This is a genomic window from Microbacterium sp. DMC48, from assembly GCF_056313825.1.
In genome coordinates this window covers 512,834-537,732 of record NZ_JBQUZN010000005.1, presented here as the reverse complement: position 1 = coordinate 537,732, position 24,899 = coordinate 512,834, and the positions used below count along the sequence as shown (strand labels likewise).

Annotated in this window: 23 protein-coding genes; 16 read left to right on the top strand and 7 right to left on the bottom strand. The window is 71.1% G+C overall.

Going from position 1 to position 24,899, the window contains the following annotated elements; translation table 11 throughout:
* Nucleotides 1-62: 62 nt before the first annotated feature.
* Nucleotides 63-1,082: a LacI family DNA-binding transcriptional regulator gene (locus ACT53O_RS11685; protein WP_112930840.1), complete on the bottom strand. Its 1,020-nt coding sequence runs from the start codon at nucleotides 1,080-1,082 to the stop codon at nucleotides 63-65.
* A gap of 227 nt (nucleotides 1,083-1,309) precedes the next feature.
* Between ACT53O_RS11685 and ACT53O_RS11680 the strand changes: the two genes are divergently transcribed.
* The 5 genes from ACT53O_RS11680 (at nucleotide 1,310) to ACT53O_RS11660 (ending at nucleotide 9,683) form a co-directional block, all read left to right on the top strand.
* On the top strand, nucleotides 1,310-2,644 hold the full coding sequence (locus ACT53O_RS11680; protein WP_036314783.1) for an ABC transporter substrate-binding protein: 1,335 nt from the start codon (nucleotides 1,310-1,312) through the stop codon (nucleotides 2,642-2,644).
* A 117-nt stretch (nucleotides 2,645-2,761) separates the two neighbouring features.
* Nucleotides 2,762-4,108, top strand: coding sequence for a carbohydrate ABC transporter permease (locus tag ACT53O_RS11675; protein WP_112930842.1), 1,347 nt, complete (start codon nucleotides 2,762-2,764; stop codon nucleotides 4,106-4,108).
* The gene (locus tag ACT53O_RS11670; protein WP_112930843.1) at nucleotides 4,105-5,082 is read left to right on the top strand and encodes a carbohydrate ABC transporter permease; all 978 of its coding nucleotides are present in this window, start codon (nucleotides 4,105-4,107) and stop codon (nucleotides 5,080-5,082) included. Before ACT53O_RS11675 ends, ACT53O_RS11670 begins: the two co-directional genes overlap by 4 nt.
* A gap of 75 nt (nucleotides 5,083-5,157) precedes the next feature.
* Nucleotides 5,158-8,025: an HAD-IC family P-type ATPase gene (locus ACT53O_RS11665; protein WP_036314766.1), complete on the top strand. Its 2,868-nt coding sequence runs from the start codon at nucleotides 5,158-5,160 to the stop codon at nucleotides 8,023-8,025.
* Nucleotides 8,022-9,683: an amidohydrolase gene (locus ACT53O_RS11660; RefSeq protein WP_476152542.1), complete on the top strand. Its 1,662-nt coding sequence runs from the start codon at nucleotides 8,022-8,024 to the stop codon at nucleotides 9,681-9,683. Before ACT53O_RS11665 ends, ACT53O_RS11660 begins: the two co-directional genes overlap by 4 nt.
* A gap of 9 nt (nucleotides 9,684-9,692) precedes the next feature.
* On the opposite strand, the gene ACT53O_RS11655 is transcribed toward ACT53O_RS11660, so the two are convergent.
* Nucleotides 9,693-10,367: a DUF305 domain-containing protein gene (locus ACT53O_RS11655; RefSeq protein ID WP_347417623.1), complete on the bottom strand. Its 675-nt coding sequence runs from the start codon at nucleotides 10,365-10,367 to the stop codon at nucleotides 9,693-9,695.
* Nucleotides 10,364-11,074, bottom strand: coding sequence for a DUF3105 domain-containing protein (locus tag ACT53O_RS11650; RefSeq protein ID WP_295819087.1), 711 nt, complete (start codon nucleotides 11,072-11,074; stop codon nucleotides 10,364-10,366). Before ACT53O_RS11650 ends, ACT53O_RS11655 begins: the two co-directional genes overlap by 4 nt.
* A 245-nt stretch (nucleotides 11,075-11,319) precedes the next feature.
* On the opposite strand from ACT53O_RS11650, the gene ACT53O_RS11645 reads away from it, so the two are divergent.
* The 7 genes from ACT53O_RS11645 (at nucleotide 11,320) to ACT53O_RS11615 (ending at nucleotide 18,596) form a co-directional block, all read left to right on the top strand.
* Nucleotides 11,320-12,660 (top strand): multidrug effflux MFS transporter, encoded by a 1,341-nt coding sequence (locus tag ACT53O_RS11645; RefSeq protein ID WP_476152539.1) that lies wholly within the window; start codon nucleotides 11,320-11,322, stop codon nucleotides 12,658-12,660.
* Between the two features lie 27 nt (nucleotides 12,661-12,687).
* Nucleotides 12,688-13,332, top strand: coding sequence for a phosphatase PAP2 family protein (locus ACT53O_RS11640; protein WP_476152537.1), 645 nt, complete (start codon nucleotides 12,688-12,690; stop codon nucleotides 13,330-13,332).
* 5 nt (nucleotides 13,333-13,337) lie between these two features.
* Nucleotides 13,338-15,281: a helicase HerA-like domain-containing protein gene (locus ACT53O_RS11635; RefSeq protein WP_476152535.1), complete on the top strand. Its 1,944-nt coding sequence runs from the start codon at nucleotides 13,338-13,340 to the stop codon at nucleotides 15,279-15,281.
* A 74-nt stretch (nucleotides 15,282-15,355) separates the two neighbouring features.
* A complete protein-coding gene (locus ACT53O_RS11630; RefSeq protein ID WP_476152533.1) occupies nucleotides 15,356-16,915 on the top strand; it encodes an SDR family oxidoreductase in 1,560 nt (519 codons plus the stop codon).
* 9 nt (nucleotides 16,916-16,924) lie between these two features.
* Complete coding sequence (locus tag ACT53O_RS11625) at nucleotides 16,925-17,524, top strand: GNAT family N-acetyltransferase (protein WP_295776266.1); 600 nt, start codon at nucleotides 16,925-16,927, stop codon at nucleotides 17,522-17,524.
* A gap of 167 nt (nucleotides 17,525-17,691) precedes the next feature.
* Nucleotides 17,692-18,168 (top strand): MogA/MoaB family molybdenum cofactor biosynthesis protein, encoded by a 477-nt coding sequence (locus ACT53O_RS11620; RefSeq protein WP_476152530.1) that lies wholly within the window; start codon nucleotides 17,692-17,694, stop codon nucleotides 18,166-18,168.
* Nucleotides 18,168-18,596, top strand: coding sequence for a molybdenum cofactor biosynthesis protein MoaE (locus tag ACT53O_RS11615; protein ID WP_295776264.1), 429 nt, complete (start codon nucleotides 18,168-18,170; stop codon nucleotides 18,594-18,596). Before ACT53O_RS11620 ends, ACT53O_RS11615 begins: the two co-directional genes overlap by 1 nt.
* 3 nt (nucleotides 18,597-18,599) lie before the next feature.
* On the opposite strand, the gene ACT53O_RS11610 is transcribed toward ACT53O_RS11615, so the two are convergent.
* The 4 genes from ACT53O_RS11610 to ACT53O_RS11595 are packed head-to-tail and all read right to left on the bottom strand — an operon-like array spanning nucleotide 18,600 to nucleotide 21,662.
* The gene (locus ACT53O_RS11610) at nucleotides 18,600-18,833 is read right to left on the bottom strand and encodes a MoaD/ThiS family protein (protein WP_295776262.1); all 234 of its coding nucleotides are present in this window, start codon (nucleotides 18,831-18,833) and stop codon (nucleotides 18,600-18,602) included.
* Complete coding sequence (gene moaC, locus ACT53O_RS11605) at nucleotides 18,833-19,303, bottom strand: cyclic pyranopterin monophosphate synthase MoaC (protein ID WP_295776259.1); 471 nt, start codon at nucleotides 19,301-19,303, stop codon at nucleotides 18,833-18,835. Before moaC ends, ACT53O_RS11610 begins: the two co-directional genes overlap by 1 nt.
* Nucleotides 19,300-20,565 carry a molybdopterin molybdotransferase MoeA gene (locus ACT53O_RS11600; protein ID WP_476152527.1) on the bottom strand — a complete coding sequence of 422 codons (1,266 nt, stop codon included), beginning with the start codon at nucleotides 20,563-20,565 and terminating at the stop codon, nucleotides 19,300-19,302. Before ACT53O_RS11600 ends, moaC begins: the two co-directional genes overlap by 4 nt.
* The gene (locus ACT53O_RS11595) at nucleotides 20,562-21,662 is read right to left on the bottom strand and encodes a ThiF family adenylyltransferase (RefSeq protein WP_476152525.1); all 1,101 of its coding nucleotides are present in this window, start codon (nucleotides 21,660-21,662) and stop codon (nucleotides 20,562-20,564) included. The genes ACT53O_RS11600 and ACT53O_RS11595 overlap by 4 nt, the downstream gene beginning before the upstream one ends.
* 127 nt (nucleotides 21,663-21,789) lie before the next feature.
* Between ACT53O_RS11595 and ACT53O_RS11590 the strand changes: the two genes are divergently transcribed.
* Genes ACT53O_RS11590 through ACT53O_RS11575 form a run of 4 tightly spaced genes read left to right on the top strand, consistent with a single transcriptional unit; the run spans nucleotide 21,790 to nucleotide 24,894 of the window.
* Nucleotides 21,790-22,185 carry a TOBE domain-containing protein gene (locus ACT53O_RS11590; protein WP_036314997.1) on the top strand — a complete coding sequence of 132 codons (396 nt, stop codon included), beginning with the start codon at nucleotides 21,790-21,792 and terminating at the stop codon, nucleotides 22,183-22,185.
* Nucleotides 22,185-22,994, top strand: coding sequence for a molybdate ABC transporter substrate-binding protein (modA, locus tag ACT53O_RS11585; protein ID WP_476152523.1), 810 nt, complete (start codon nucleotides 22,185-22,187; stop codon nucleotides 22,992-22,994). Before ACT53O_RS11590 ends, modA begins: the two co-directional genes overlap by 1 nt.
* Entirely contained in the window at nucleotides 22,991-23,815 is an 825-nt protein-coding gene (locus tag ACT53O_RS11580) for an ABC transporter permease (protein WP_476152521.1), read from the top strand. The genes modA and ACT53O_RS11580 overlap by 4 nt, the downstream gene beginning before the upstream one ends.
* A complete protein-coding gene (locus tag ACT53O_RS11575; RefSeq protein ID WP_347877429.1) occupies nucleotides 23,812-24,894 on the top strand; it encodes a sulfate/molybdate ABC transporter ATP-binding protein in 1,083 nt (360 codons plus the stop codon). Before ACT53O_RS11580 ends, ACT53O_RS11575 begins: the two co-directional genes overlap by 4 nt.
* The last annotated feature ends 5 nt before the right edge of the window (nucleotides 24,895-24,899 follow it).

Sequence of the window (24,899 nt, the reverse complement as noted above, 5' to 3'; positions counted from 1 at the left end):
TTCTCGAAGAACTGCAGTGAAGGCCCCCGGGTTCGCCCGGGGGCCTTCCGCGTTCTCTGCGTTCAGACGCCGCTCTCGACCGGAGCGATGCCTGCGGTGGAGCTGCGGACGATCAGGCGCGCCGGAATGCGCAGCTCGGTGCGGGCGCGGCCGGGCTCCGCGATCTCGGCGAGCAAGACGCTCACCGCAGCCCGCCCCTGCTCCCGGGGGACCTGCTGCAGAGTGGTCAGGGAGAACATCTCGGCGAACTCGTGATCGTCGATGCCCGCGACGCTGAGCGCGGACGGCACCTGGATGCCGAGGCGGCGTGCGGCGATGATGGCGCCGATCGCCACTTCGTCGCACACCCCGACGATGGCGGTCGGACGTCTGCGCGTATCGCTCAGCAGATCCGCCGCAGCGGCGTAGCCGCCGGGCAGGGTCACTTCGGAGTGTGCGTGACGGATGAAGCTCGCCAGCCCGGCTTCGGTCATCGCGTGCTGGTAGCCCGACAGCCGCTCCTGGTCGACGTGGGCCCAGTGGCTCTGCGGTGCACCGCCGACGAACGCGATGTCGCGGTGGCCGAGGGCGATCAGGTGCTCGGTCGCCCGCCGCGCCGCGTAGTCGTCGTCGACCGCGACGACGCTCGTCAGCTCGCTGGAGCCGACGACGCTGACGATGGGGCGGTCGATGCGGGTCAGCCGCTCCAACTCGTGATCGACCGGTTCCAGACCGACGGCGATCAAGCCGTCGAATCTCTTGCGTGCGAGGAAATCGTCGAAGATGCGGGCACGGCCCTCGGTGCCCGGCTTTGCGTCGTAGAGCGTGAGATCGAGACCTCGTTCCAGCAGCGCCTGCTGGATGCCTTCGAGCACCTCCGCGAAGAACCACCGGTTGACGTACGGCATGACGACACCGATGTTCTGGGTGCGCCCGGTCGCAAGGCCCACCGCACCCGCCGACGGCACGTATCCCAGTTCTGCGGCGGCGGCCTGGACGCGCGACTTGGTCGCTTCCGACACGTACCCGGCGCCGCTGAGAGCGCGGCTGGCCGTCGCTTTCGATACGCCGGCGTGGGCGGCGACTTCGGCGATGCCGGCCATCGGTGCTCCTCCTCGAGCGCTGTTCGCTGACTTTCTCACGGCTCAGTATGGAACCGGTTGCTCTCATCTTCGTGTCGCGGGATGCCGCGTGGTAGTGGTTGTTATCGGGTTGTGACAATCGTCGGGTTGTGTCGTGGGAGCGGGTCCAATAGCTTGGCCTGGAATCGGTTCCGGAACGGAGCCGTGTGCACCAGGAATCATCCGAGCACTCAATGAGGAGGAATCACATGGGGATGTCACGGCGGCGCTGGATTGCGCCTCTGGCTGTCATGGGCGTGGCGGCGTTCGCACTCGCGGGCTGCGCCGAGGGCGGCAGCAGCGGCGGCAGCGCCAGCGGGACGGGGGCGGCCGGGGGGACGGTTCGCATCTCCGGCGGTATCACCGGCTCCGAGGCCGACGCCCTCCAGAAGGTCTTCGACGACTGGAGCAAGACGAGCGGGATCACCGTGCAGTACACCGGTGACAAGAGCTTCGAGGCGAACATCGTCACCAAGGTCACCGGTGGCGACGCGCCCGACATCGCGATCGTGCCGCAGCCGGGTCTGCTGAAGACCCTGGTCGGCACGGGCGACGTCAAGAAGGCGCCGCAGGCGGTGGAGGACAACGTCAACGCCAACTGGTCGCCGGACTGGAAGAAGTACGGCACGATCGACGGCACGTTCTACTCCGCGCCGATGCTCGCCAACATCAAGGGCTACGTCTGGTACTCCCCGGCGAAGTTCAAGGAATGGGGCGTCGAGGTTCCGAAGACGTGGGACGAGCTGCTCACGCTGACCAAGACGATCCAGGAGAAGACGGGGGCCGCGCCCTGGTGCGCCGGCTTCGAGTCGGGCGGCGCCTCCGGCTGGCCGGGCACCGACTGGATCGAGGACCTCGTCCTGCGCCAGTCCGGCCCCGACGTCTACGACCAGTGGGTCGACGGCTCGGTGAAGTTCACCGACAAGCCGATCGCCGACGCCTTCACCGCGGTGGGCGACATCCTGCTGAACCCGTCGTACGTCAACGCCGGCTTCGGCGATGTCAAGAGCATCAACAGCACGGCATTCGGTGACGTCGCGGCGAAGGTCGCCGACGGTTCGTGCCCGATGACCCACCAGGCGTCGTTCCTGACGGCCAACTTCCTCACGGTGAAGACGGCGTCGGGTCAGGCTCCCAAGGTCGCACCCGACGGCGATGTCTACGCCTTCGTGCTCCCGGGCTACAAGGAGGGCGCGGCCACGATCGAGGTCGGCGGCGAGTTCGTCGCGGGCTTCTCGGACAACGAGGCGACGCAGAAGGTGCTCGAGTTCATGTCGAGCGCCGACTTCGCCAACGCGCGAGTCAGCGAGGGCGGCGCGATCTCGGCCAACCTCAAGGCGGACCCGAGCAAGGCCTCGAGCGAGTTCCTGACCGAGGCGATGAAGCTGCTGCAGGACCCGAACACCACGGTCCGCTTCGACGCCTCGGACCTCATGCCCGCCACGGTCGGCTCCGGCTCGTTCTGGAAGGGCATGGTCGACTGGATCGACGGCAAGGACCAGGCCACGGTCCTCAGCGACATCCAGGCCGGCTACAACAACTAGTCACACCAGCCGCGTGACACCGCGGGCGGGATGCCGTAGCCTCGGCATCCCGCCCGTGGCGCCCGCGCCCCGTCTCGCTCCCATTCCGCGTCCACCGAAGCACACGGAGGCTCATCGATGTCCGCACCCACCACCGCGCCCGCGCGAGACAAGACGGACAGGCTGGCGCCTGATCCCGGTCCGCGCCGCGCCTTCTCACCCCGCGTCACCGCCGGTATCGCCACCGGTGCGCTCGTCATCCTGCTGGCTCTGGTGGTGCTGCTCCTGCTGAGCACTCCCGTGGAGGACCCGGCGAAGATCGTCATCCCCGGAGTCTCGCTCACCGCGTTCTTCCAGTGGCTCGGCGTGATGGGCCCGATCGTGCAGATCCCCATCATCCTCGTCGCCTTCGCCGCCGTGGTCGGTGTGCTGCTCCTGCTGATCGAGTACGCGCCCCGTCCCGGGCGGGTCTACTTCTGGATCCGCCTCGTCGCCTGCTTCGCGATCCCGGTCCTGGCCCTGCTGCTGCTGCGCCCGTACGCGAACGCCTTCATCTACGTGCTCGGCATCGCGCTCGTCTCCGGTGCCGCACTGTTCGTGCTCGACTACCGCGCACGCAAGGGCGCCGGCTATCTTTTCCAGCTCGTGCTCTTCGCCGCCCCGGCTGCGGTGCTGCTGCTGATCGGTCTCATCTACCCGTTCTTCGCGACGTTCGTGCAGTCGTTCTTCGACAAGACGGGTGCCGAGTTCGTGGGCTTCGACAACTACGTGTGGGTCTTCACGCAGCCCGAGGGCACCTGGTCGGTCATCAACACCGTCATCTGGGTGCTCATCTGCCCGACGATCGCCACCATCGTGGGTCTCGCCTACGCCGTGTTCATCGATCGCGCCGCGGGCGAGCGGTTCTTGAAAGTGCTGATCTTCATGCCCTTCGCGATCTCGTTCGTCGGCGCGGGCATCATCTGGAAGTTCATGTACGACTACCGTCAGGGCGACCAGCTGGGTCTGCTCAACGCCATCATCACGGCGTTCGGGGGCGACCCCGTCGCCTGGCTCAGCGTCACGCCGCTCGTGAACAGCCTGCTGCTGATGGTCGTCTTCATCTGGAGCCAGACGGGACTTGCGATGGTCATCCTCTCCGCCGCGATCAAGGCGGTTCCGCCGGAGCAGGTCGAGGCCGCGGAGCTGGACGGCGCGAACGCGTGGGAGCGGTTCAGGAACGTGACCGTCCCCGGCATCCGCTCGTCGATCGTCGTCGTGGTGACCACCGTCGCCATCGCGTCGCTGAAGATCTACGACATCGTCGCCGTCATGACCGGCGGTCGCGCGAACACCTCCGTGCTCGCCTTCGAGATGGTCAACCAGCAGCAGCGCTTCCAGAGCTACGGGCACGCGGCGGCGCTGGCCGTCGTGCTGTTCATCTTCGTGACGCCGCTGATCGTGTTCAACATCATCCAGATCCGCAAGCAGAGGGAGATCCGATGAGCACCGGAGTCGACATCATCGAGCCCGTCACCGACACCCGCTCGGCTCGACAGGTCTCCCGCGACACGCGCAAGCACGAGGCCATGGCGCGTAAGCGCCTGACCTCCAAGGGGGCGACGATCGCGGCGCTGGTCATCGCGATCTTCTGGACCATCCCGACCTTCGGCCTGTTCGTCACCTCGCTGCGCCCCGGCTCGGACGTGCAGAGCACCGGTTGGTGGACGGTGTTCACCGACCCGTCGTTCACGCTGGAGAACTACCAGAAGGCGCTGACCTCGGGCGGCACCGCGCTGACTCTGGGCCAGTCGTTCCTCAACTCGCTCGCGATCACGATCCCGGTCGTGTTCTTCGCGCTGGCGGTGGCCTCGCTGCTCGCCTACGCCTTCGCCTGGATCGACTTCAAGGGGCGCAACCTCGCGTTCATCGCGGTGTTCGCCCTGCAGATCGTGCCGCTGCAGATGGCGCTGGTGCCCCTGCTGAGCCTGTTCTCCCGAGGGATGACGATCGGCGACGTCACCGTCTTCCCGGCGCTGGATCTGCGCGGACTCGAGCACAGTTTCGCGACGGTGTGGATCGCGCACACGATCTTCGCGCTGCCGCTGGCGGTGTTCCTGCTGCACAACTTCATCGCGGAGATCCCCAGCGAGGTGATCGAGGCGGCGCGGGTGGACGGCGCCGGCCACGGCCAGATCTTCTTCCGGATGATCCTGCCGTTGGCGGCGCCGGCGCTCGCGTCGTTCGCCGTCCTCGAATTCATCTGGGTGTGGAACGACCTGCTGGTGGCGACGATCTTCGCTCCGTCGTCATCGCTTCCGATCACCCAGTCGCTCAACTCGCTGTCGGGGACGTGGGGTGATCAGTGGTTCCTGCAGGCCGCGGGCACGTTCATCTCGATCATCGTGCCGCTGGTCGTCTTCTTCGCCCTGCAGCGCTTCTTCGTGCGGGGACTTCTGGCGGGGGCGACGAAGGGCTGATTTTCGGCTGGGCACTTCGGGAGCGGCGCGGGATTCGCGAGCACGCGAGCCGCGCCGCTCCTTTAGTGTGAAGCCATGAGCAGCCCCGGCGCCACGGCGCCCGCACCGATCGAGGAGGTCGATCCCGCGGTCGGACTGCGCGCCGCGGAGGTCGATGTTCGGACGGCCGATGGTCGGTCCAACGCCTACCGCGCCGAGACCAGTCGCAGTGCGTTGAGCATCATCCGCGCCAACGTGTTCACGCTGTTCAACGGCATCGTCTTCGCGTGCTTCGGCATCCTCTTCGCGCTCGGACGCTGGCAGGACGCCCTCTTCGGCTTCGCCGCCGTCGCCAACGCGGTCATCGGTTCGGTGCAGGAGTTCCGGGCCAAAGCCGCCCTCGACAAGCTCGCGCTGCTGAACGCCGCGCAGGCGCGTGTGCGACGCGACGCCGTGGAGCAGGAGGTCGCGCAATCGGCCGTCGTGCTCGCCGACATCCTCGTGCTGCGCGCCGGTGACCAGGTGCCGGCCGATGCGCGCATCGTGCGCTCGCGAGGTCTGCAGATCGACGAGTCGATGCTGACGGGCGAGTCGGATGCCGTCGACAAGCACCCTGGAGACGAGGCGCTGTCGGGGTCGATCGTGGTCGGGGGCGAGGGCGATGCGCAGGTCGTCCGTGTGGGCGCCGACGCCTACGCGAATGCGTTCGCCGATGAGGCGAAGCGGTTCTCCCTCGTGGGCTCCGAGCTGCGCGACTCGATCAACCGTGTGCTGAGCTGGGTCGGCTGGGCGATCGGCCCGATCGGTCTGCTGGTGCTGAACGCTCAGATGCAGGTCGCTGGCGGATGGCGCGCCGCGTGGGAGTCCGGCAGCTGGGTGCAGGCCGTCGTCAATACGATCGCATCGCTGACGGCGATGATCCCGCTCGGGCTGGTGCTGATGACCTCGATCACCTTCGCGGTGGGAGCCGCGCGCCTGGCGGCGCGTCAGGTGCTCGTCAACGAGCTGCCCGCCGTGGAGGGTCTCGCCCGGGTCGACGTGATCTGCCTCGACAAGACCGGCACCCTGACCGAGGGCGAGATCGCCTACGACGACGCCCACCTGCTCGACGAGGTCGCCGGCTGGCGGCGGACGCTCGGTTGGTACGGCAGCGCTCCGGACGCGAACGCGACGGCGCGCACGCTCCGGGAGCCGTTCGCTTCCGAGGCGGAGGACCGGCCGCGCACCGCGCGGGCGAGCATCGCGTTCTCGTCGGCGCGCAAGTGGAGCGCGGTGGCGTTCGACGACGACGGCGATCCGGCGGGAACGTGGGTGCTCGGAGCGCCCGAGATGGTGTTCGGCGCCGCCGCGACCGACGTCGCCGACCCGCTCGGAGCGGCCGTGGTCGAGCGCGCCTCGACCGGCCGCCGCACCCTCGTGCTCGCCTTCTCGCCGCGACCGCTGACGACGGCCGATGTCGAGGCGGAGAGCCTGCCCGACGAGCTCGTGGCCGTCGCGGTGCTGACCTTCCGCGAGAAGGTGCGCACCGACGCCGCGCAGACGCTCGAGTACTTCCGCGCGCAGGGCGTCGGCATCCGCATCATCTCCGGCGACAACCCGCGCACCGTGGCCGCCATCGCGCGCGAGGTGGGCGTGGATGCCGAGGAGGGCTACGACGCCCGCGCGCTCCCGGACGACGACGAGGCGCTCGCTGCGGTGCTGGAGGAGCACACCGTCTTCGGTCGCGTCACGCCGGATCAGAAGAAGCGCATGGTGCTCGCTCTCCAGTCCCGCGGGCACACCGTCGCGATGACGGGCGACGGTGTCAACGATGCGCTCGCGATCAAGACCGCCGACATCGGCATCGCCATGAACTCGGGCGCGGCGGCGACGAAGGCGGTCGCGCGGCTCGTGCTGCTCGACGGGCGGTTCTCACACCTGCCCGACGTCGTCGCCGAGGGGCGGCAGGTCATCGCCAACATCGAGCGCGTCTCGATGCTGTTCCTCACCAAGACGACGTACGCGACGCTGCTGGCGCTCCTGTTCGGCGTGCTCGTGCTGGAGTTCCCCTTCCTGCCCCGCCAGCTCTCGATCACCGACGGGCTGACCATCGGCATCCCGGCGTTCTTCCTCGCGCTCATGCCCAACGCGCAGCGTTACATTCCGGGGTTCCTGCGACGTTCGCTGAGCTTCGCCGTTCCGGCGGGCGTGATCGTGGCGGTCACCCTCACCCTCTACACCCTCATCGTGCGGGGTGCCGAGACGCCGGTCGACGAGGTGCGGACGGGGGCGACGATCATCCTGGCCGTCGTGGGCATCTGGATCCTCGCGGTGCTGAGCCGGCCGCTCAACCGCTTCAAGGGCGCGGTCGTGGGAGGCATGTTCATCGCTCTGGTCGTGATCTTCTCGGTGGCCCTCTCGCGCCAGTTCTTCATGCTCGTCGACCCCGGCCAGACGACGGCACTAGTCGTGACGGCCGGCTGCATCGGCGCCATCGTGCTGATCGAGATCGTGCGGGCGGTGCAGCGCCGCTACGTCGCCCGAGCGCTGCAGGATGCCGCGCCGCACGCCATCTCGCACACCCGAGAGGTGTCGCGGCCGGTGCCGGTGACCATCGCCGTGGCGCTCGTCTACGTCGGCGGCCTGGCGAACGCCATGTTCGGGATCCTGTTCCTGCTCACCCGCTACGACGTCCCCGGCTCGCTGGTGATGAGCGTGTCGCTGATCGGCGCCGGCATCATCCTGTTCGGGCTGCTGTCGGTGGCCGCCGCCGCCGGGCTGGGCCGCGGCAGCGGACTGTCGCGCCTGTTCATCAGCGTGCTCGCGGTCGCCCTCGTCGGCCTGCAGCTGTGGAGCCTCGTCGTCGACCACGACTGGGACGGCTGGTCCGTCGCCCAGGTCGTCGTCTACGCCGCGGTGCTCGTGGCGGTGTGGGCACCGCCGGCGAACCGCTTCTTTCGTCCCGTCCTGCGAGCCGGGTCATGACGGCGCTGATCGTCACCGGCGGACCGGTGTTCGACGGGGAGCGACTGATCCCGGCGACGGCCGTCGCGGTGCGCGACGGGATCATCGTCGCGGTGGGATCGCTCGCCGATGCCCGCGCGGCCGCCCCGGGCGCCGACGAGCTGGATGCCGCGGGCGGCGTGATCGCGCCCTCGTTCGCCGACGCCCACGTGCATCTGGGCCTCGTGGCCCTCGAGGCGCTGGACTGCAGCCTCGATGACGCCGGAAGCGAGGCGGGATGTCTGGAGCGGGTGCGCACCCACGCCGACTCGCTGGACGACCCGCAGGCATGGGTGCGCGGCGGCGGCTGGCGCGCGGAGTGGTTCGCGGGCGGTACGCCCTCGCGGGAGGCGCTCGATGCGATCGTTCCCGACCGGCCCGTACTCCTCCTCGACAGCGACAGGCACGGCGGTTGGGCGAACTCGCGCGCACTGGCCCTCGCCGGCATCGATCGCACGACCCCCGACCCGCCGGACGGGCGCATCGTCCGCCGTGCGGACGGCGAACCGCAGGGGACGCTGCGCGAGGGCGCCGTCGACCTCGTCGGACGCGTGGCGCCCGAGCCGAGTGCCGCCGCGCTGGCACCCGGCATCCGCGCGGGCGCCGATCACCTGATCTCCCTCGGTGTCACCGCCTGGCAGGAGGCCGCTCTGGCGTCGTTCGGCAGCATCCCCGACTTCACCGACGCGTACCATCTCGCGCTCGCCGCAGGACTGCGCGGTCGGCCCACCGGCGCGATCTGGGTGCCTCGCGACCTCACCGTGGACGGCGTCGATGCCTTCGTCGCCGGCGTGCGGGAGCGCGCCGACGCCGCGCACGCCACGGGCTTTCCCACGCGCACCGCCAAGCTCATGCTGGACGGGATCATCGAATCGAAGACCGCCGCGCTCGCGGACGGCTATCCCGACGGGTCGGCTGGTCTGCGCTACTTCTCCGATGAGCTCGTGCATCGTGTCGTCGCCGCGCTGAACGCGGCCGGTCTCGCCGTGCACGTGCACGCGATCGGCGATACCGCCGTCACCCAGGGGCTCGACGCGTTCGCCGCCGGTGCCGCCCCGACCGGTGTGCGCAACCACATCGCGCATCTGCAGGTCGTCAATCCGCGGGATGTGCCCCGATTCGCCGCGACCGGAACCACGGTGAACGCACAGGCCTTCTGGGCCTGCCGCAACGAGGTGATGCGCACGGTCACCGAGCCGCTGCTCGGGCCCGTGCGCGCGGCATGGCAGTTTCCGTTCGGCTCCCTCCGTCGCGCGGGTGCCGCCCTGGCGATGGGCTCGGACTGGCCGGTCTCGACCCCCGATCCGTGGGCGGCGATCGGCGTCGCCGTCACCCGCCGCGAAGTCGGCGTCGCGGATGCCGAGCCGCTCGGTTCCGGCGAGGAGCTGCCGCTGAGCGCGGCGCTGGCCGCATACACGAGCGGCTCGCACGAGCTGATCGGCGACGGCACCATCGGACGGATCCGCGCGGGCGCTGCCGCCGATCTCGCGGTGGCCGATCGCGATCCGTTCGCCGGCGCGCCCGAGGAGATCGGGTTCACGCGCACCGCGTGGACGGTGTGCGCCGGTGAGGTGGTCGGCGCTCACACGCACGCAGGCTCGGAGCGCGGCCGGGCAACGGCGTGCCCCGCCTGCGCGTGAGCGGCCGCGTCAGTCCGTGCAGCCGAGTCCGGCGCGCAGCGAGGTCATCAGGTCGATCTCGGCGGACTGCGTCGCGATGACGCCCTGAGCGACCGCGAGCGCACGCGGCTCGTGTCCGAGCCGCAGCAATGCCTGCGCCATCGGTAGCGCGCCCTCGTGGTGTCGGATCATGAGGCCGAGGAACGTGCAGTCCGCCGCGGTGCCGGACTGTGCCCGCATCGCGGCGAGCTCGGCGGCGCTCGCCATGCCCATCTGCGTCATCAGCTCCGCGTCGGTCGGACGCGTCGCACCGCCGCCGTGTTGGTGAGAGGAGTCCGCGGCATCCATCCAGGCCATCAGCGGACCGCCGGTCTGGGGCAGGCCCCACTTCACGAGCCAGTCGTAGAACTCGCCCTTCTGCGCCGACTGCGTCGTCGCGATGTCGTAGGCCAGCACTCGCACGCCGTCGTTCTGCGTCGTGCGGTAGATGTCCATCGCCATCTCGACCGCTTGGCCGTGATGCAGCTGCATGTCGCGGGCGAACCCGGCCTCGGGGGAGTCGGACGTGGGCGCCGCCGCGCCCTCCGCGCCGAAGGTGGAGAAACGCCCGATCGCGAACGCGAGCGCCGCCACGGCGAGCGCGACCAGCAGCACCGCCCACCACGGGGGGAGGGTGCGTCCGGTCGCCGGCTCGGGTGCGGTCACGACTGCTTGCCCGGCCCGTCGATCGCGCCGCTGCAGGATGCCGTCGGCTCCGGGACGTTCTGGTTGCGCCAGTACTCCTCGAAGAAGGTCGGGATGCGGGGGTCGCTCGCACTGTCGAGCTTGAGCTGTGCGTTCCAGGCGCTCAGCACGATCGGGCTGGGCAGGCCGACGTACGGTGAGAGGATCACGTACGACGAGGGCAGCTGCGCCTTCAGGGCGTCGAGATCGGCGCCGCTGACGCGCGTCTGGTCGTAGGTGACCCACACGGCGCCGTGCTCGAGCGAGTGCACGGCGTTCTCGTTCTGCTGGGGCTGGTCGTAGATGCCGCAGTTCAGCCAGAACTGGTTGTGGGGGCCGCCCGCCGGCGGATTCTGCGGATAGTCGACCGTGCCGGCGACGTGCTGCGTGGCGTTCGTGAACGTCTCGACGCCGTCGATGACGGCGCCGGTTCCTCCGGCCTGGTAGGTGACCGGCTTCGGCGCGAAGGCGATGGATGCCGCGACGACCGCGACGACGGCGACGGCTGCGGTGCTGCCGACGATCCACCAGGTCAGACGGCTGCGCCGCCGGCGCGCGAGCTGACGCTGGTACTCGGCGAGCTTCTCCTGCTTCTGGAGCTCGCGTTGCTGCTTGACGGTCAGTTCGATGTTCGCACGCGTGGCGGGGTTGCCGCTCGTGCGTTTGCGGTCGGACGGCGTGGGGGTCATGGATCCTCGGCTCGGGTCGCGGTCGGGGTGATCAAGGCACGGGGTGCCTTCCGATCGTATGCGCATGAATGACTCGGATGCTGGGGAAACGGTTAGGATCGAAGGACTCTCGAATCGTTTCGAACCTCCTCGCCGGCGTCATCGCGCTCCGATCGACGCCTCGACGCCTCTTCGCGACCGCGCGGCGCTCTGCGCTGCGGCATCCGCGTCGCCCGTCTGTCCGCCATCCCACCCGTCTGGAAACCGTGCGCGAAAACCCCGCCCCCCGAACTGCCTCGACACCCCTGCCCGCGGCTGCGCGTACGGCCACCGGTGCCATCCGCACGCTCGGATCGCACCCCGCCACCGCTCCGGTCGTCCTGCACCCCGGTGACGCGATCTCCACCGCACGCCGCGTGGTGTACATCATCCTGCTCGGCGCGCTCACTGCGCTCGGACCCTTCACGATCGACCTCTACCTGCCCGCGTTCCCGACGTTGCAGGCCGACTTCCGCACGTCCGCCGCGGCGATCCAGCTCACCCTGACCGGCACGATGGTCGGCTTCGCGCTCGGTCAGCTGATCGTCGGACCGCTCAGCGACAAGGTCGGACGCCGCGTGCCGCTGCTCGCGGTCACCGCCCTTCACGTCGTGGCCAGTGCCGCTGCGGCTCTCGCCCCCGATCTCACGCTCCTCGCGATCGCGCGCGTGTTCATGGGCGTCGGGGCCGCAGCCGGTGGCGTGGTCGCGATGGCGATCGTCCGCGACCTGTTCGGAGGTCGCCGGCTGGTGGTCATGCTGAGCCGGCTCGCGCTGGTGTCGGGAGCAGCACCCGTCGTCGCGCCGCTCATCGGCTCCGCTCTGCTGTCGGTCATGCCGTGGCGTGGCATCTTCGTGGTCCTGGCGCTCTACGGTGCGGTGATGCTCGTGGCGGCGATCTGGCTCATCCCCGAGACGCTGCCGGCCGCGCGGCGCAAAGAGCGCGGGGCGACCACGGTGCTGCAGCGCTACCGCGGCGTCTTCAGCGATCGGGTGTTCGTCGGTGTCCTGATCATCGGGGGCATGTCCTTCAGCGGTCTCTTCTCGTACCTGTCGTCCTCCTCGTTCCTCTTCCAGGAGACCTACGGCTTCGACGCCCAGCAGTACGGATTGCTGTTCGCCGCCAACTCCCTCGGCCTCGTCGTCGGTGTGCAGGTGGCCGCGCGGCTCGCGGCCCGCTTCGGCCCGCAGTGGGTGCTGTCGGTGTCGACCGGTGTGCTGGTGCTCGCCGCGATCGCGATCATCGCGTGCGACCAGCTCGGGTGGGGGCTGTGGGGCACCATGGTGCCGCTGTTCGTGTTCATGACGGCGTGCGGCTTCACCTTCCCCTGCGTGCAGGTGCTCGCGCTCGATCGCCACGGCAAGGCCGCCGGCACCGCGGCATCCATCCTCGGGGCGACGAACTTCGGCGTCGCGGGGCTGATCTCCCCGATCGTCGGATGGGTCGCGCGGGACTCCGGCATCACGGCGACGACGATGGCATCGGTCATGGTGGGGTGCGCACTGATCGGGGCGGTCTCGCTCTGGGCGGTCGTGCGACCGTGGACCGTGGAGCGGCTCGCGCCCTGAGCCGCCGGCGTCCGGCACAATGGGGCGATGAGAGCGCCCCTGGACGACGACGTCACGACGATCATGCTGCAGCGGCTCGTCGTGGGGGTGCTGTTGATCGCGACCACGGTGTGGCTCGGCATCCAGGTGGTGGTCGAAGCCGACGTGAACGTCGACGAGTGGTGGAACGTGTTCGTCGACCGTTTCGCCTTTCTCGACGGCGTCGCCCTCGCGATGAACTTCCTCGGCGGCGGATGGTTCGCCACCTTCATCGTCCCGCTCGCGGGCGTCGCGCTGCTGCTGTTCCGGCGTCGTCCGCGCGGCGCGCTGTTCGTGGTCGTCGCGTCGCTGGGAAGCGTCGCGCTCGTGCAGCTGCTGAAGGCGCTGTTCGGACGTGCGCGCCCCGAGGACATGATCGTCTTCTCCGATCACGGCTCCTTCCCCTCCGGACACACCGCCAATGCGGCGACGGTCGCGACGATCGCGGTCATCCTCTTTCCGCGGGTGTGGGTCGCCGTGGTCGGCGGCGCGTGGGTGTTCGCGATGGCGTTCAGCCGCACCCAGGTGCACGCCCACTGGCTGAGCGACACCGTCGGCGGTACCCTCGTGGGCGTGGGGGCGACCCTCGTGGTCGCGGCGATCTGCGCGCGCATGCTCGAGCGTGAGAACGAGCGGGTGCGCTCGCTAGGCTGAGCGCCATGAGCGCTGTCGATGACGCAGAACTTGCCCGACTGCAGGCCGAGGCGGAAGCGGCGGAGGCCGCGCTGAAGCTCGCCCAGGCCAAAGCCGCGCTCGCCGCCGCCCAAGCCGCGCGTGCTGCGGGAGGTGCCGCGGCGGGGGCTGCCGCTGCCGGGCCTGCCGGGGGTGCGCCTGCGGAGGAGATTTCCGCTCCGGAGGTCGACGCGGGCGTATCGACTCCTCCCGAGGCGGTATCTCCTCCCGAAGCGCCGGCGGCGGATGCCGCGCAGACGGTTCCCGAGGCGCCGGCGGCGGATGCCGCGGCATCCGGTCCCTTGAACGACGCGCAGGTTGCGGCGATCGCGAAGGGATACGCCTTCGACGGCCTCACCCTCGATCTCGGCGCGCTGATGAACACCGACCCGGTGCCGTCGGCGCAGATCCGCATCCCGCTGGGGATGATGAACCGGCACGGCCTGGTCGCGGGAGCCACCGGCACCGGAAAGACCCGCACGCTGCAGGGGCTCGCCGAACAGCTCGCCGCGAAGGGCGTGCCCGTCTTCGCCGCCGACATGAAGGGCGACCTGTCGGGCGTGGCGACGCCCGGCGAGCCGAGCGAGAAGCTGCTCGCGCGGACGGCCGCAATCGGTCAGGAGTGGACGCCCGCGGCATCCGTCACCGAGTACTTCGCCCTCGGGGGCGTCGGAAAGGGCGTGCCGGTGCGGGCGACCGTCTCGGGGTTCGGACCGCTGCTGCTCAGCAAGGTGCTCGGCCTCAACGAGACCCAGGAGTCGAGCCTCGGGCTCGTCTTCCACTACGCGGACGCCAACGGGCTGGCCCTGGTCGATCTCTCCGATCTGCGCGCCGTGCTCACCTGGCTCACGAGCGACGACGGCAAGGACGAGCTGAAGGCGCTCGGCGGACTGTCGTCGGCGACCGCCGGCGTGATCCTGCGCAAGCTCATCACCTTCGCCGACGACGGGGCCGACGTCTTCTTCGGCGAGCCGGAGTTCGACGTGCGCGACTTCCTGCGTACTGCCGCCGACGGGCGCGGTGTGATTTCGCTGCTGGAGGTTCCGGGCGTCGCCGACAAGCCGGCCCTGTTCTCGACGTTTCTCATGTACCTGCTGGCGGAGCTGTTCGAGATCCTCCCGGAGGTGGGGGATCTCGACACACCGAAGCTCGTGTTCTTCTTCGACGAGGCCCACCTGCTGTTTCGCGATGCGTCGAAGTCGTTCCTGTCCGCCATCACCCAGACCGTCCGCCTCATCCGCTCCAAGGGCGTCGGCGTGTTCTTCGTCACGCAGACGCCGAAGGACGTTCCCTCCGACGTGCTCGGCCAGCTGGGCTCACGCGTGCAGCATGCCCTCCGTGCCTTCACGCCCGACGACGCCAAGGCGCTGCGGGCGACCGTCGGCACGTATCCGAAGAGCGGTTACGACCTCGAACGGGTGCTGCAGGAGCTCGGCACCGGTGAGGCGATCGTCACCGTCATGAACGAGAAGGGCGCTCCGACCCCGGTCGCCTGGACCCGACTGCGCGCGCCGCAGGGCCTCATGTCGCCGACCCCCGACCCCGATATCGAACGAGCCGTGCACGCCTCGCCGCTGCTGGCCCGTTACGGGACGCCGATCGACCGGGAGTCGGCGCGCGAGATCCTCACCGCGAAGATGAACGCCGCCGCCGAGGCGGACGCCGCGGCCGAGCGGGCCGAGGCGCAGGAGCAGGCGGCGAAGGAGCAGGAGAAGCAGCAGGCCGCGCAGGCGAAGGCGGATGCCGCCGCCGCGCGCGAGCGGCAGAAGGAGTACGACCGGATCCTCCGCTCCACCGGCGGCTCGACGCGGACGACGCGCACGTCGCGTTCGTCGCAGAAGTCGCCGCTCGAGCAGGTGCTGAACTCGAAGTCGACCCAGACGATCCTCAACTCGGTGATCCGAGGACTGTTCGGCACCGGCCGCCGCTGACGTTCGCCCTTGCGGGCGAAGAGCCCGTGCGCAAGGGGATGCGCCGCGGGCAGCGGCCGTCTAGCGTGACGGACATGAGCGAGCTGTCGAGCCCCACCGGCCGGGAAGAAGAGCTGCGCGCCGTGCCGCGCGCAGACGGCACGGCGCCGCGTGCGCTCGTGCTCGGTGCGACCGGCTACATCGGGGGACGGCTGGTGCCGCGGCTGATCGCGGCCGGTTACCGCGTGCGCGTGCTCGTGCGCGACGCGGCACGCCTGAGCGCGTTCTCCTGGGGCGACGAGGTCGACGTGGTGGTCGGCTCGGCCGTCGACGAACCGGCGCTCGCGCAGGCCTGCGCCGACGTCGACGTGCTCTACTACCTCATCCACTCGATGTCGGCCGGCGCCGGTTTCGAGCAGGCCGATCTCGCCGCCGCGCGCGCCGTCGCGACGGCGGCGGCCGCGGCATCCGTCGCTCGCCTGGTGTACCTGGGCGGGCTGCACCCGGAGGGCGTGCCGCTGAGCCCGCATCTGCGCTCCCGGGTCGAGGTGGGGGAGGTGTTCCTCGCCAGCGGTGTGCCCACGCTCGTGCTGCAGGCCGGTGTCGTGATCGGGTCGGGGTCGGCCTCGTTCGAGATGATCCGCCACCTCACCGAGGTGCTGCCGTACATGCCCGCCCCCAAGTGGGTGCGCAATTTCATCCAGCCGATCGCCGTCCGCGACGTCATGCACTACCTGCTGGGCGCCGCGCGCGTCGCCGCCGACGTGAACCGCGCCGTCGACATCGGCGGACCCGACGTGCTGCGCTACGGGCAGATGATGAACGGCTACGCGGTCGAGGCGGGCCTGCCGCAGCGGCCGATCGCGCCCCTGCCGGTGCTCACGCCGGGACTGGCATCGCACTGGGTGAACGTCGTCACACCGGTGCCGCGCTCGATCGCGCGCCCGCTCATCGCCTCGCTGCAGAACGAGTGCGTCATGGACGACCACGACATCGACGCCATCATCCCGCCGCCGGCGGGCGGCCTCACGCCCTATCGCCGGGCCGTCGCGCTGGCCCTGGGGCGCGTCGCGGCCGACAGCGTGGAGACGAGCTGGCAGGATGCCGAGGTCAGCGGCGTGCCGTCGGATCCGCTGCCGTCCGACCCGGAGTGGTCGGGGCGCACCGTGTTCACCGACGTGCGCACGGCGACGACGACCGCGAGCCCCGCGCGGCTCTGGGAGGTCATCGAAGGGATCGGCGGCGAGAACGGCTGGTACTCCGCGCCCGTGCTGTGGGCGCTGCGCGGCTGGATGGACCGGGTCGTCGGAGGCGTGGGGCTCGTGCGCGGACGGCGCAATCGCAGCCGCGTGGCCGTCGGCGATGTCATCGACTTCTGGCGTGTCGAGAAGGTCGAGCCGGAGCGACTGCTGCGCCTGCGTGCCGAGATGAAGGTGCCGGGTCTCGCGTGGCTCGACCTCGGCTGCGAGCCGGGCGCCGTCGGCGGCGCCGTGTACCGCCAGCGCGCGGTCTTCTTCCCGTCGGGGCTGTCGGGCCGGTTGTACTGGCTGGCGGTGCTGCCGTTCCACGGGTTCATCTTCCGGGGGATGGCCAACCGCATCACGGCGGCGGCGGAGCACGCGGATGCCGCCGAGCACGTGGACGCTGCGGCCTAGACTCGCGCCGTGGCCCATCTGCGTTCTTTCCGCCCCGGCGACGAGCCCGCCCTCGCCGAGATCTGCCTGCGCACCGCCGACACGGGCAGCGACGCCACCGGCATCCTGGACGACGACGACATCTGGGCGGCCGTCTTCGTGCTGCCCTACGTCGCGCGCCACCCCGAACTGGCCGTCGTGGTCGAGACCGATGACGGTCGGGTCGCGGGCTACGCCGTCGCCACCGGCGACACCGATGGGTTCGAGGAGTGGTTCCAGCACCAGTGGTGGCCGCGGTTCGCGCAGCGCTGGCCGGCGCCGGTGGGCGCGGCGGCGACCCGCCAGGATTCCGTGCTCGCCTACGCGTACGGACGTCGCCCCGGTGTGGAGCCCTTCGCGCGCCACTACCCCGCGCACCTGCACATCGATCTGCTTCCCGAACTCCAGGGCCAGGGTTGGGGGCGCCGTCTGATCGAGGCGCTGCGGGACAGGCTTCGGGCCGCGGGCGTGCCGGGGGTGCACCTGGTCGCCGCCGGCACCAACGCCGGCGCCATCGCGTTCTACGAGCGTCTGGGCTTCACGCGCCTGGACGCTCCCGCGGACGTCGCCGCCTTCGGCATGCTCCTGTAGCGCCCCTCCCGCCTCTTCGCCGAGCCGCCATGTTTTCGCCGACCCGCCACGATACGTCGCGCCGAAGCATGGCGGCTCGCGCGGAAGGTGGCGGCTCGGCGATGAGACGTGGGGGGAGGGAGGGGGGAGGGAGAGGGGGGGAGGGGGCGGGGGCGTAGGGTGGGGGCGTGGGCAGCCTCGCCGTCGTGATCACCGTGTCGGATCGGTCGGCTGCGGGTGCGCGTGCCGACACGGCGGGCCCGCTGGCCGTCACGGCGCTGCGCGAGGCGGGGTGGGAATGCTCCGACGCCCGGGTCGTCGCCGACGGCGCCGACAGCGTCGAGACGGCGCTGCGCGCCGCGCTCGCCGACGGCGCGCGTCTCATCGTCACCACCGGGGGCACCGGTGTCGCCGCCCGCGATGAGACCCCCGAGGGCACTGATCGCGTCATCGAACGCACGATCGACGGCATCTCCGAGGAGCTGCGCCGGCGCGGCGTCGCCGAGAAGCCGGCCGGCATGCTCTCCCGCGGTCGTGCCGGGGTCGCGGCGCGCGCCCTGATCGTCAACCTGCCCGGATCGCCCGCGGCCGTGGCCTCCGGGATGCCCGTCATCCTGTCGGTCGCCGCTCACGTGGTGCATCAGCTCGACGGAGGAGATCACTGATGACTGCCGTTCGCATCGCCCGCATCACCGACGAACCGCTGGATGCCGCCGCGCACCTCGCCGCCGTCGACGACCCCCGCGCGGGGGCTGTCACGAGCTTCATCGGCACGGTCCGCGATCACGACCCCGATGCCGACACGGCCGTCGTCGCGCTGGAATACTCCTCGCACCCGGATGCCGAGGCGACGCTGCACGACATCGCGCTGACCGCCATCGGCGACACGCGTGCGACCGTCGCTGTGAGCCATCGCGTCGGACGTGTAGAGGTCGGCGAAGCCGCCGTCGTCATCGCGGTATCCACCCCTCACCGCGCCGAGGCGTTCGAGGTGTGCCGCGCCATCATCGAGGCGGTCAAGCGTGAACTGCCGGTATGGAAGCGTCAGCTCACGGCCGACGGCGCCGCCGCCTGGAAGGGCATCGGCGGCTGAGGCTCACCCGCCGGCGAACGGCGGGAGCACGTCGACCAGGGTGTCGTCGCCCAACACTGTCGACGTGTCGGTGCGTCGTCCATCGACGAGCACGGCGCAGCGGGGAAGGATGCGTCCGAGCGCCGGGTACTCCCGCGCCCAGCCGGCGCGCAGGTCGTCGAGATCGGTCTCGGCTCGCACCTCCTCGGCACGCCCGGCGAACTCCGCGGCGGCGGCGAAGTATCGGACCCGCGGCATCAGGACTCCCGCACCCAGTCGCCCGACTTGCCGCCGGTCTTCGCGAGGAGGCGGACGTTCTCGATGGACGTGCCCTTGTCCATGCCCTTGACCATGTCCACGATCGTGAGCGCGGCCACCGCTGCCGCCGTCAGTGCTTCCATCTCCACCCCGGTGCGGTCGGCGGTGCGGACGGTCGCCGTGATCTCGACGCCGTCGTCCGTGATCGCAAGGCCGACGCTCGCGCCGTGGACGCCGATCACGTGGGCGAGCGGCAGCAGCTCGGGTGTGCGCTTGGCGGCCTGGATGCCGGCGATGCGCGCGACGGCCAGCACATCGCCCTTGGGCACCGTTCCGTCGCGGAGCGCTGCGACGACGGCGGGAGCGCAGCGGACCACGGCGCCGGCTGTCGCGGCGCGCACCGTGGGCTGCTTCTCGGTCACATCGACCATGCGGGCGTGGCCGGCCTCGTCCAGGTGGGTGAACCTCATGCGTCCCATCCTTCCAGCAGGTGGACCTGCACCGGGTCGCCCTCCCGCACCTCCGCGATGTCGGCCGCGACGACGGCGAGCGCGCGCGCGAGGCCCAACCCGCCGGCCAGGTGCGATCCCGAACCGCCCGCGGTCGCGGGGTGCACCGTCCACGTCGGCGCCGAGGTGTCGATGACCGCGGGCAGGTACTGCCGCCGTCCCTCCGGGGTCCGCCACGACGTGCCGGCCGGCAGAGTCAGACGCGCCCGCTCGACGGTGCGTCGACCCTGCATCGTCAGCAGGGCGGGGCGGACGAACACCTCGAACGAGACCGCCGCGCTGACCGGATTTCCCGGCAGACCGAACAGCAGTGCGATGCCGGTCGGCGTCGGCAGGGTGCCGAATCCCTGTGGCTTGCCCGGCTGCATCGCGACGCGGGTGAAGGTCATCGCCGCGGCGAGCTCCGTGCGCACCACCTCGAATGCGCCGGCGCTGACGCCACCGGAGAAGACGACCGCATCGACGGGTGCCGCCAGCAGCGCGGCCACCGCGTTGCGCAGAGCTTCGCCCTCATCGTCCACGACGACCTGAGCGACGACCTCTGCGCCGGCCGCCGCGACGAGGCCGGCGAGCAGCACCCCGTTGGATTCGGGGATCTGCCCGCGTCGCAGCGGCGTTCCGGCCGGCGCCAGCTCGCTGCCCGTCGAAACGATGCCGACCCGCGGACGCGCCGAGACGACCGCGTGAGTACGGCCCGCGGCGGTTGCCGCGGCGATCTGGAGCGGTCCGAGCACGACGCCCGCCTCGAGCACCACGTCGCCCGCGCGGAGGTCGTCGCCGGCGCGGCGGACGAATGCTCCCGCGGCGCGCGGCGCACGGCGCACGGTTGTGTTCCGAAGGGAGTCGGCGAGGCCGCCCGCGGTGTCTTCGAAGGGCACGATGGCGTCGGCATCCGAGGGCACCGGCGAACCCGTCATGATGCGCGCGGCCTCGCCGGGGGCCAGCGGGGGATCGTCGGACGTGCCGGCGGGAAGATCCGCCACGACGCGGAGGATGGCCGGATCCTCTGGGCGCGCGTGAGCGACGTCGGCGAAGCGCACGGCGAAGCCGTCCATGGCGGAGTTGTCGAAGACGGGGATGTCCAGAGCTGCGCGCACGGGCTCGCGCAGTGTCGCGCCGGTCGCCGCCGTCAAGGGGAGGCGCACGGCGGGCAGGGGGCGCACGGCGGCGAGCACGTCCGCGAGCTGCTCCTCGACGGTGCGCAACGGCGCGTGGGAGGTCATGCCTGCTGCCACGCGGCGAGACCGCCCACCAGGATGTCGGCGTCGACGCCGCGAGCGCGGAGGGCTTCGGCAGCGTGACGGGCGCGGATGCCGTGCGCGCAGATGACGACGACATGCTCGTCGTCGATCTGCGCCGGATCGTCCAGCAGGTCGCCGAGGGGGATCAGAACCGATCCGGCGACGACGCCGGTCTGCGTCTCCCACGGCTCGCGCACGTCCAGGAGGGTGGCCCCGGCCTCCTGCGCGGCGAGCATCTCGCTCGCCGTCAGTTCGCGGATCGGCGCGGGCGCCGCTTCTGCCGGGGCGACGCTCGGCGACGGCGAGGCGGGAGCGGCCGCCCGCAGCGCCACCTCGGTCTGCGTGCCGTGCAACGCGTCGATCACGAGCACGCGGCCCAACAGGGGCTCGCCGATGCCGACGATGAGTTTGACCGCCTCGATCGCGAGAATGCCGCCTACCTGAAGGCACAGGGCACCCAGCACGCCCACCTCGGCGCAGGTGGGTGGGGTGCCGGCGGCGTCGGCCGGGTGCAGGTCGGACAGTACGATCGGCTCCGTCCCCGCGGGAGGCGCGCTCCAGAACACCGTGGCCTGCGCATGGAACTCCTGCAGCACGCCCCAGACGAGCGGGATGCCGAGACGTTCGCACGCGGCGGCGACCGCTGCCCGGGTGTCGAACGTGTCGCTGCCGTCGACGACGAGATCGGCGCCGTGGAGCAGATCTCCCGCATTCTCGGTCGTGAGGCGTTCGTTGACCGGGATGACGACCGTCTCGGGCGACAGGTCCGCAGCGACGCGCTGCGCCGACGCGGTCTTGCGCGCGCCGATGTCGACGTGTCGGTGCAGGAGCTGCCGCTGGAGGTTGCTGAGGTCGACGACGTCGTCGTCGATGACCGTGAGGGTGCCGATACCGGCGGCAGCGAGCGCCATCACGACGGGCGAGCCGAGGCCGCCGGCCCCGACGACGGCGATGTGCGCGGCCGCCAGCCGGCGCTGACCGAGATCGCCCACGCCGTTGAGCACGAGGTGGCGCTGAGTGCGGGCGCGCTCGGCGGGGGCGAGGGCGGGAACGGGGTCGACGAGAGGAGGCAGCGGCACGGAGCCAGCGTATCCGCCGTGTCTGCCCGCGGGGTCGACGACCGAGAAGTCCTCCGCGGGGCAGAAATCCGCAGTTGCGTCGTTGAAGACTGCCCTCTCGCCGCAGATGCGCGCTATGGTCGGCGGTATGCGTTCGTATCGTGTCACCGAGGCCGCACGGCTGCTGGGTGTGAGCGACGACACCGTGCGCCGGTGGATCGATCACGGCATCCTTCCGACGACGGGAGTCTCTCCGGTGGAGATCCCCGGTGACGCCCTCGCCGCACGAGCGGTCGAGCTCGCGCACGCCGCCGCGGACCCCGCGGATGTGCTCTCGAGCGCCCGCAACCGCTTCGTCGGACTGGTCACGCGCGTGCAGCAGGACGGCGTGATGGCACAGGTCGACATCCAGTCCGGCCCGCACCGCGTCGTGTCGTTGATGTCCTCGGAAGCGGTGCGCGATCTGGGACTCGAACCCGGTGCGCTCGCCGTCGCGGTCATCAAAGCCACGACCGTCATCGTCGAGACCCCGAGGGAGCGGTGATGCGCACACGATCGCGATACGTCCTCGCGGTCCTCCTCGCCGGGGTCGTGGCGCTCGCCGGCTGCAGCGCGGCGGGGGGATCGGCGGATGCCGACCGCACCGCCTCCGGGGCGGCGACGGCGTCGTCGGACGCGGTCTCCGGGGAGCTGACCGTCTTCGCCGCGGCATCATTGAAAGCGGCCTTCACCCGGCTCGCCGATCAGTTCCAGACGGCGCACCCGGGGGTGACGATCCGTCCGATCAGCTATGACGGATCGTCGACGTTGGCGACCCAGCTGATCGAGGGGGCACCGGCCGACGTCTTCGCCTCTGCCGACGAGAAGAACATGCAGAAGGTCGTCGCCGCCGGACTCGCGTCCTCACCGCAGCCGTTCGCCACGAACGTGCTCACCCTCATCGTCCCGTCGGGAAACCCCGCCGGCGTGCACGGGCTCGCCGACCTCGCCACGCCGGCGCTGCGGGTCGTCCTGTGCGCGGCCGAGGTGCCGTGCGGTGCGGCATCGCAGACGCTCCTGCAGAAGGCGGGCGTGGCGGCATCCGTCGACAGCTACGAGCAGAACGTGACCGCCGTCCTCACGAAAGTGGCCAGCGGAGAGGCGGATGCCGGTCTCGTGTACGTGACCGACGCCGCGACGACGCCCGCCGTGCAGACGGTGGCGACGCCGGGCGCGGATGCCGTGGTCAACACATACCCGATCGTCGCCCTGGACGACGCGGCGAATCCCGCGGCGGCACGGGCCTTCGTGGACTTCGTGCACTCCGATGCCGCGCGCGTCACGCTCACCGACCTCGGCTTCGGTACGCCGTGACGGTCGCGACCGCGGGGCGGCGCGCGCAGCCGCGGGGGTTCGTCCCGACCGTGCTGGCGGTGCCGGCGGTGCTGGGCCTCGCGGTGCTCGTGGTGCCGTTGACCGCGCTCGTCGGGCGTGTCGACGTCGCGACGTTCTGGGCCGACGTCACCTCGCCGGCAGCGTTGTCGGCGCTCGGGCTGTCGTTGGTGACGGGAGCGGTCGCGACCCTCGTCTGCATCGTTCTCGGCATCCCGCTGGCGCTGTGGATCGCGCGGTCGGGACCGCGGCTGGCGGGGGTGCTGCGGGCCGTGATCACCGTGCCGCTCGTGCTGCCGCCGATGGTGGGCGGGGTCGCGCTGCTGTTTCTGCTGGGACGCAACGGGTGGCTCGGGCAGGCGCTGGCGGTGATCGGCGTGCGGGTGCCGTTCACGACGGCGGCCGTGGTGATCGCCCAGACGTTCGTGGCGCTGCCGTTTCTCGTGCTGGCGCTCGAAGGGGCGCTCCGGGCGACCGGCACCGGTTACGAACGTGCCGCGGCGGCCCTGGGCGCGGGCCGGTGGCGCATCCTGTGGCGGATCACGCTGCCGCTGGCGGCGCCCGGCCTCATCGCGGGGGTGGTGCTGTGCTTCGCGCGCGCGATCGGCGAGTTCGGCGCGACGGCGCTGTTCGCCGGCAACGCACCGGGAGTGACCCAGACGATGCCGCTCGCGATCTACACGGCCTTCAACGGTGCGGGGGTCTCGCAGGGCACCGCCGTGGCGCTCTCGCTGCTGCTGCTGGTGACGACGCTCGCGGTGCTGTTGGCCGTGCGGGCGTGGCGGCCGGGGGCGACGCGATGAGCGGGGCGATGCTCGAGGCGCACGTCGTCGTGCGCCGGGAAGGCTTCGTCCTGGATGCCGAGATCTCGGCATCCGCGGGGGAGGTCGTCGCGGTGATGGGCCCGAGCGGTGCGGGGAAATCGACGCTCGTCTCGGTGATCGCGGGGCTGTCGCCGCTGAGCGATGGCGCCGTCCGGGTCGCCGGCGAGGTCGTCTCTTCGCCGCGCGCGCAGGTGACGCCGCAGCGCCGTGGCGTCGTGCTCCTGGGGCAGGAACCGCATCTGTTCCCGCACGTGAGTGCGCGCGACAACGTCGCCTTCGGGATGAGTGCGCCGGACGGTCGGGCACGGGCGGCCGCGCGCGTGGAGCGTCGCTCGCGTGCCGAGCGGGCGCTCGCCGAGGTGGGGCTCGCCGGGGTCGGCCATCGCCGCCCGGCCGAACTGTCGGGCGGTCAGCAGCAGCGGGTCGCGCTCGCCCGTGCGCTTGCGACCGTCCCGCGTGTGCTTCTGCTGGATGAGCCCTTCACGGCGCTCGATCCTGTCACGGTGGCCGATCTGCGTCGGATGCTCGCCGAGCGGCTGCGCGCCGCCGGCACCACGGCGGTGTTCGTCACGCACGACGTGGTGGATGCCGTCGCGGTCGCGGATCGCCTCGTCGTGCTCGAAGCCGGGCGCGTGACGCAGTCCGGTGCGGTGCGTGAGGTCCTGACGACGCCGGCGACGGACTTCGTCGCGGCGCTCGCCGGCGTCAACCGGGCGGCCGGGCGCGTGGAGGACGGCGTGTGGGCCGCCGACCGGCTGCGTCTGCCCGCACCCTCGAGCGTCGAGGGCGACGCCGCGGCGCTCATCCCGATCGGTGCCGTGCGGCTCGATGCCGCGGATGCCGGCGTCGCGGGCCCGGGCTCGATCGATGGCGTCGCGACATGGTCGGCGCGCGTCGAACGCATCGAGGCAACGCCCTCGGGCGCGCGCGTGCACACGGCGTCGCCGGCGATCGTCTGTGAACTCACCGTGGCACAGATGCTGGCCGCGGCGATTGCGGAGGGCGACCGGGTGGTCCTGTCGGTGGACACCGCCGACGTGCGGATCGCCGCCGCATGAATCGG

Excerpts from the sequence above, each read along its gene's own strand:
- ACT53O_RS11685 (WP_112930840.1), bottom strand. The coding sequence starts at position 1,082 with ATGGCCGGCATCGCCGAAGTCGCCGCCCACGCCGGCGTATCGAAAGCG.
- ACT53O_RS11680 (WP_036314783.1), top strand. The coding sequence starts at position 1,310 with ATGGGGATGTCACGGCGGCGCTGGATTGCGCCTCTGGCTGTCATGGGC.
- ACT53O_RS11675 (WP_112930842.1), top strand. The coding sequence starts at position 2,762 with ATGTCCGCACCCACCACCGCGCCCGCGCGAGACAAGACGGACAGGCTG.
- ACT53O_RS11670 (WP_112930843.1), top strand. The coding sequence starts at position 4,105 with ATGAGCACCGGAGTCGACATCATCGAGCCCGTCACCGACACCCGCTCG.
- ACT53O_RS11665 (WP_036314766.1), top strand. The coding sequence starts at position 5,158 with ATGAGCAGCCCCGGCGCCACGGCGCCCGCACCGATCGAGGAGGTCGAT.
- ACT53O_RS11660 (WP_476152542.1), top strand. The coding sequence starts at position 8,022 with ATGACGGCGCTGATCGTCACCGGCGGACCGGTGTTCGACGGGGAGCGA.
- ACT53O_RS11650 (WP_295819087.1), bottom strand. The coding sequence starts at position 11,074 with ATGACCCCCACGCCGTCCGACCGCAAACGCACGAGCGGCAACCCCGCC.
- ACT53O_RS11640 (WP_476152537.1), top strand. The coding sequence starts at position 12,688 with ATGAGAGCGCCCCTGGACGACGACGTCACGACGATCATGCTGCAGCGG.
- ACT53O_RS11635 (WP_476152535.1), top strand. The coding sequence starts at position 13,338 with ATGAGCGCTGTCGATGACGCAGAACTTGCCCGACTGCAGGCCGAGGCG.
- ACT53O_RS11630 (WP_476152533.1), top strand. The coding sequence starts at position 15,356 with ATGAGCGAGCTGTCGAGCCCCACCGGCCGGGAAGAAGAGCTGCGCGCC.
- ACT53O_RS11615 (WP_295776264.1), top strand. The coding sequence starts at position 18,168 with ATGACTGCCGTTCGCATCGCCCGCATCACCGACGAACCGCTGGATGCC.
- ACT53O_RS11610 (WP_295776262.1), bottom strand. The coding sequence starts at position 18,833 with ATGCCGCGGGTCCGATACTTCGCCGCCGCCGCGGAGTTCGCCGGGCGT.
- moaC (WP_295776259.1), bottom strand. The coding sequence starts at position 19,303 with ATGAGGTTCACCCACCTGGACGAGGCCGGCCACGCCCGCATGGTCGAT.
- ACT53O_RS11600 (WP_476152527.1), bottom strand. The coding sequence starts at position 20,565 with ATGACCTCCCACGCGCCGTTGCGCACCGTCGAGGAGCAGCTCGCGGAC.
- ACT53O_RS11590 (WP_036314997.1), top strand. The coding sequence starts at position 21,790 with ATGCGTTCGTATCGTGTCACCGAGGCCGCACGGCTGCTGGGTGTGAGC.
- modA (WP_476152523.1), top strand. The coding sequence starts at position 22,185 with ATGCGCACACGATCGCGATACGTCCTCGCGGTCCTCCTCGCCGGGGTC.
- ACT53O_RS11575 (WP_347877429.1), top strand. The coding sequence starts at position 23,812 with ATGAGCGGGGCGATGCTCGAGGCGCACGTCGTCGTGCGCCGGGAAGGC.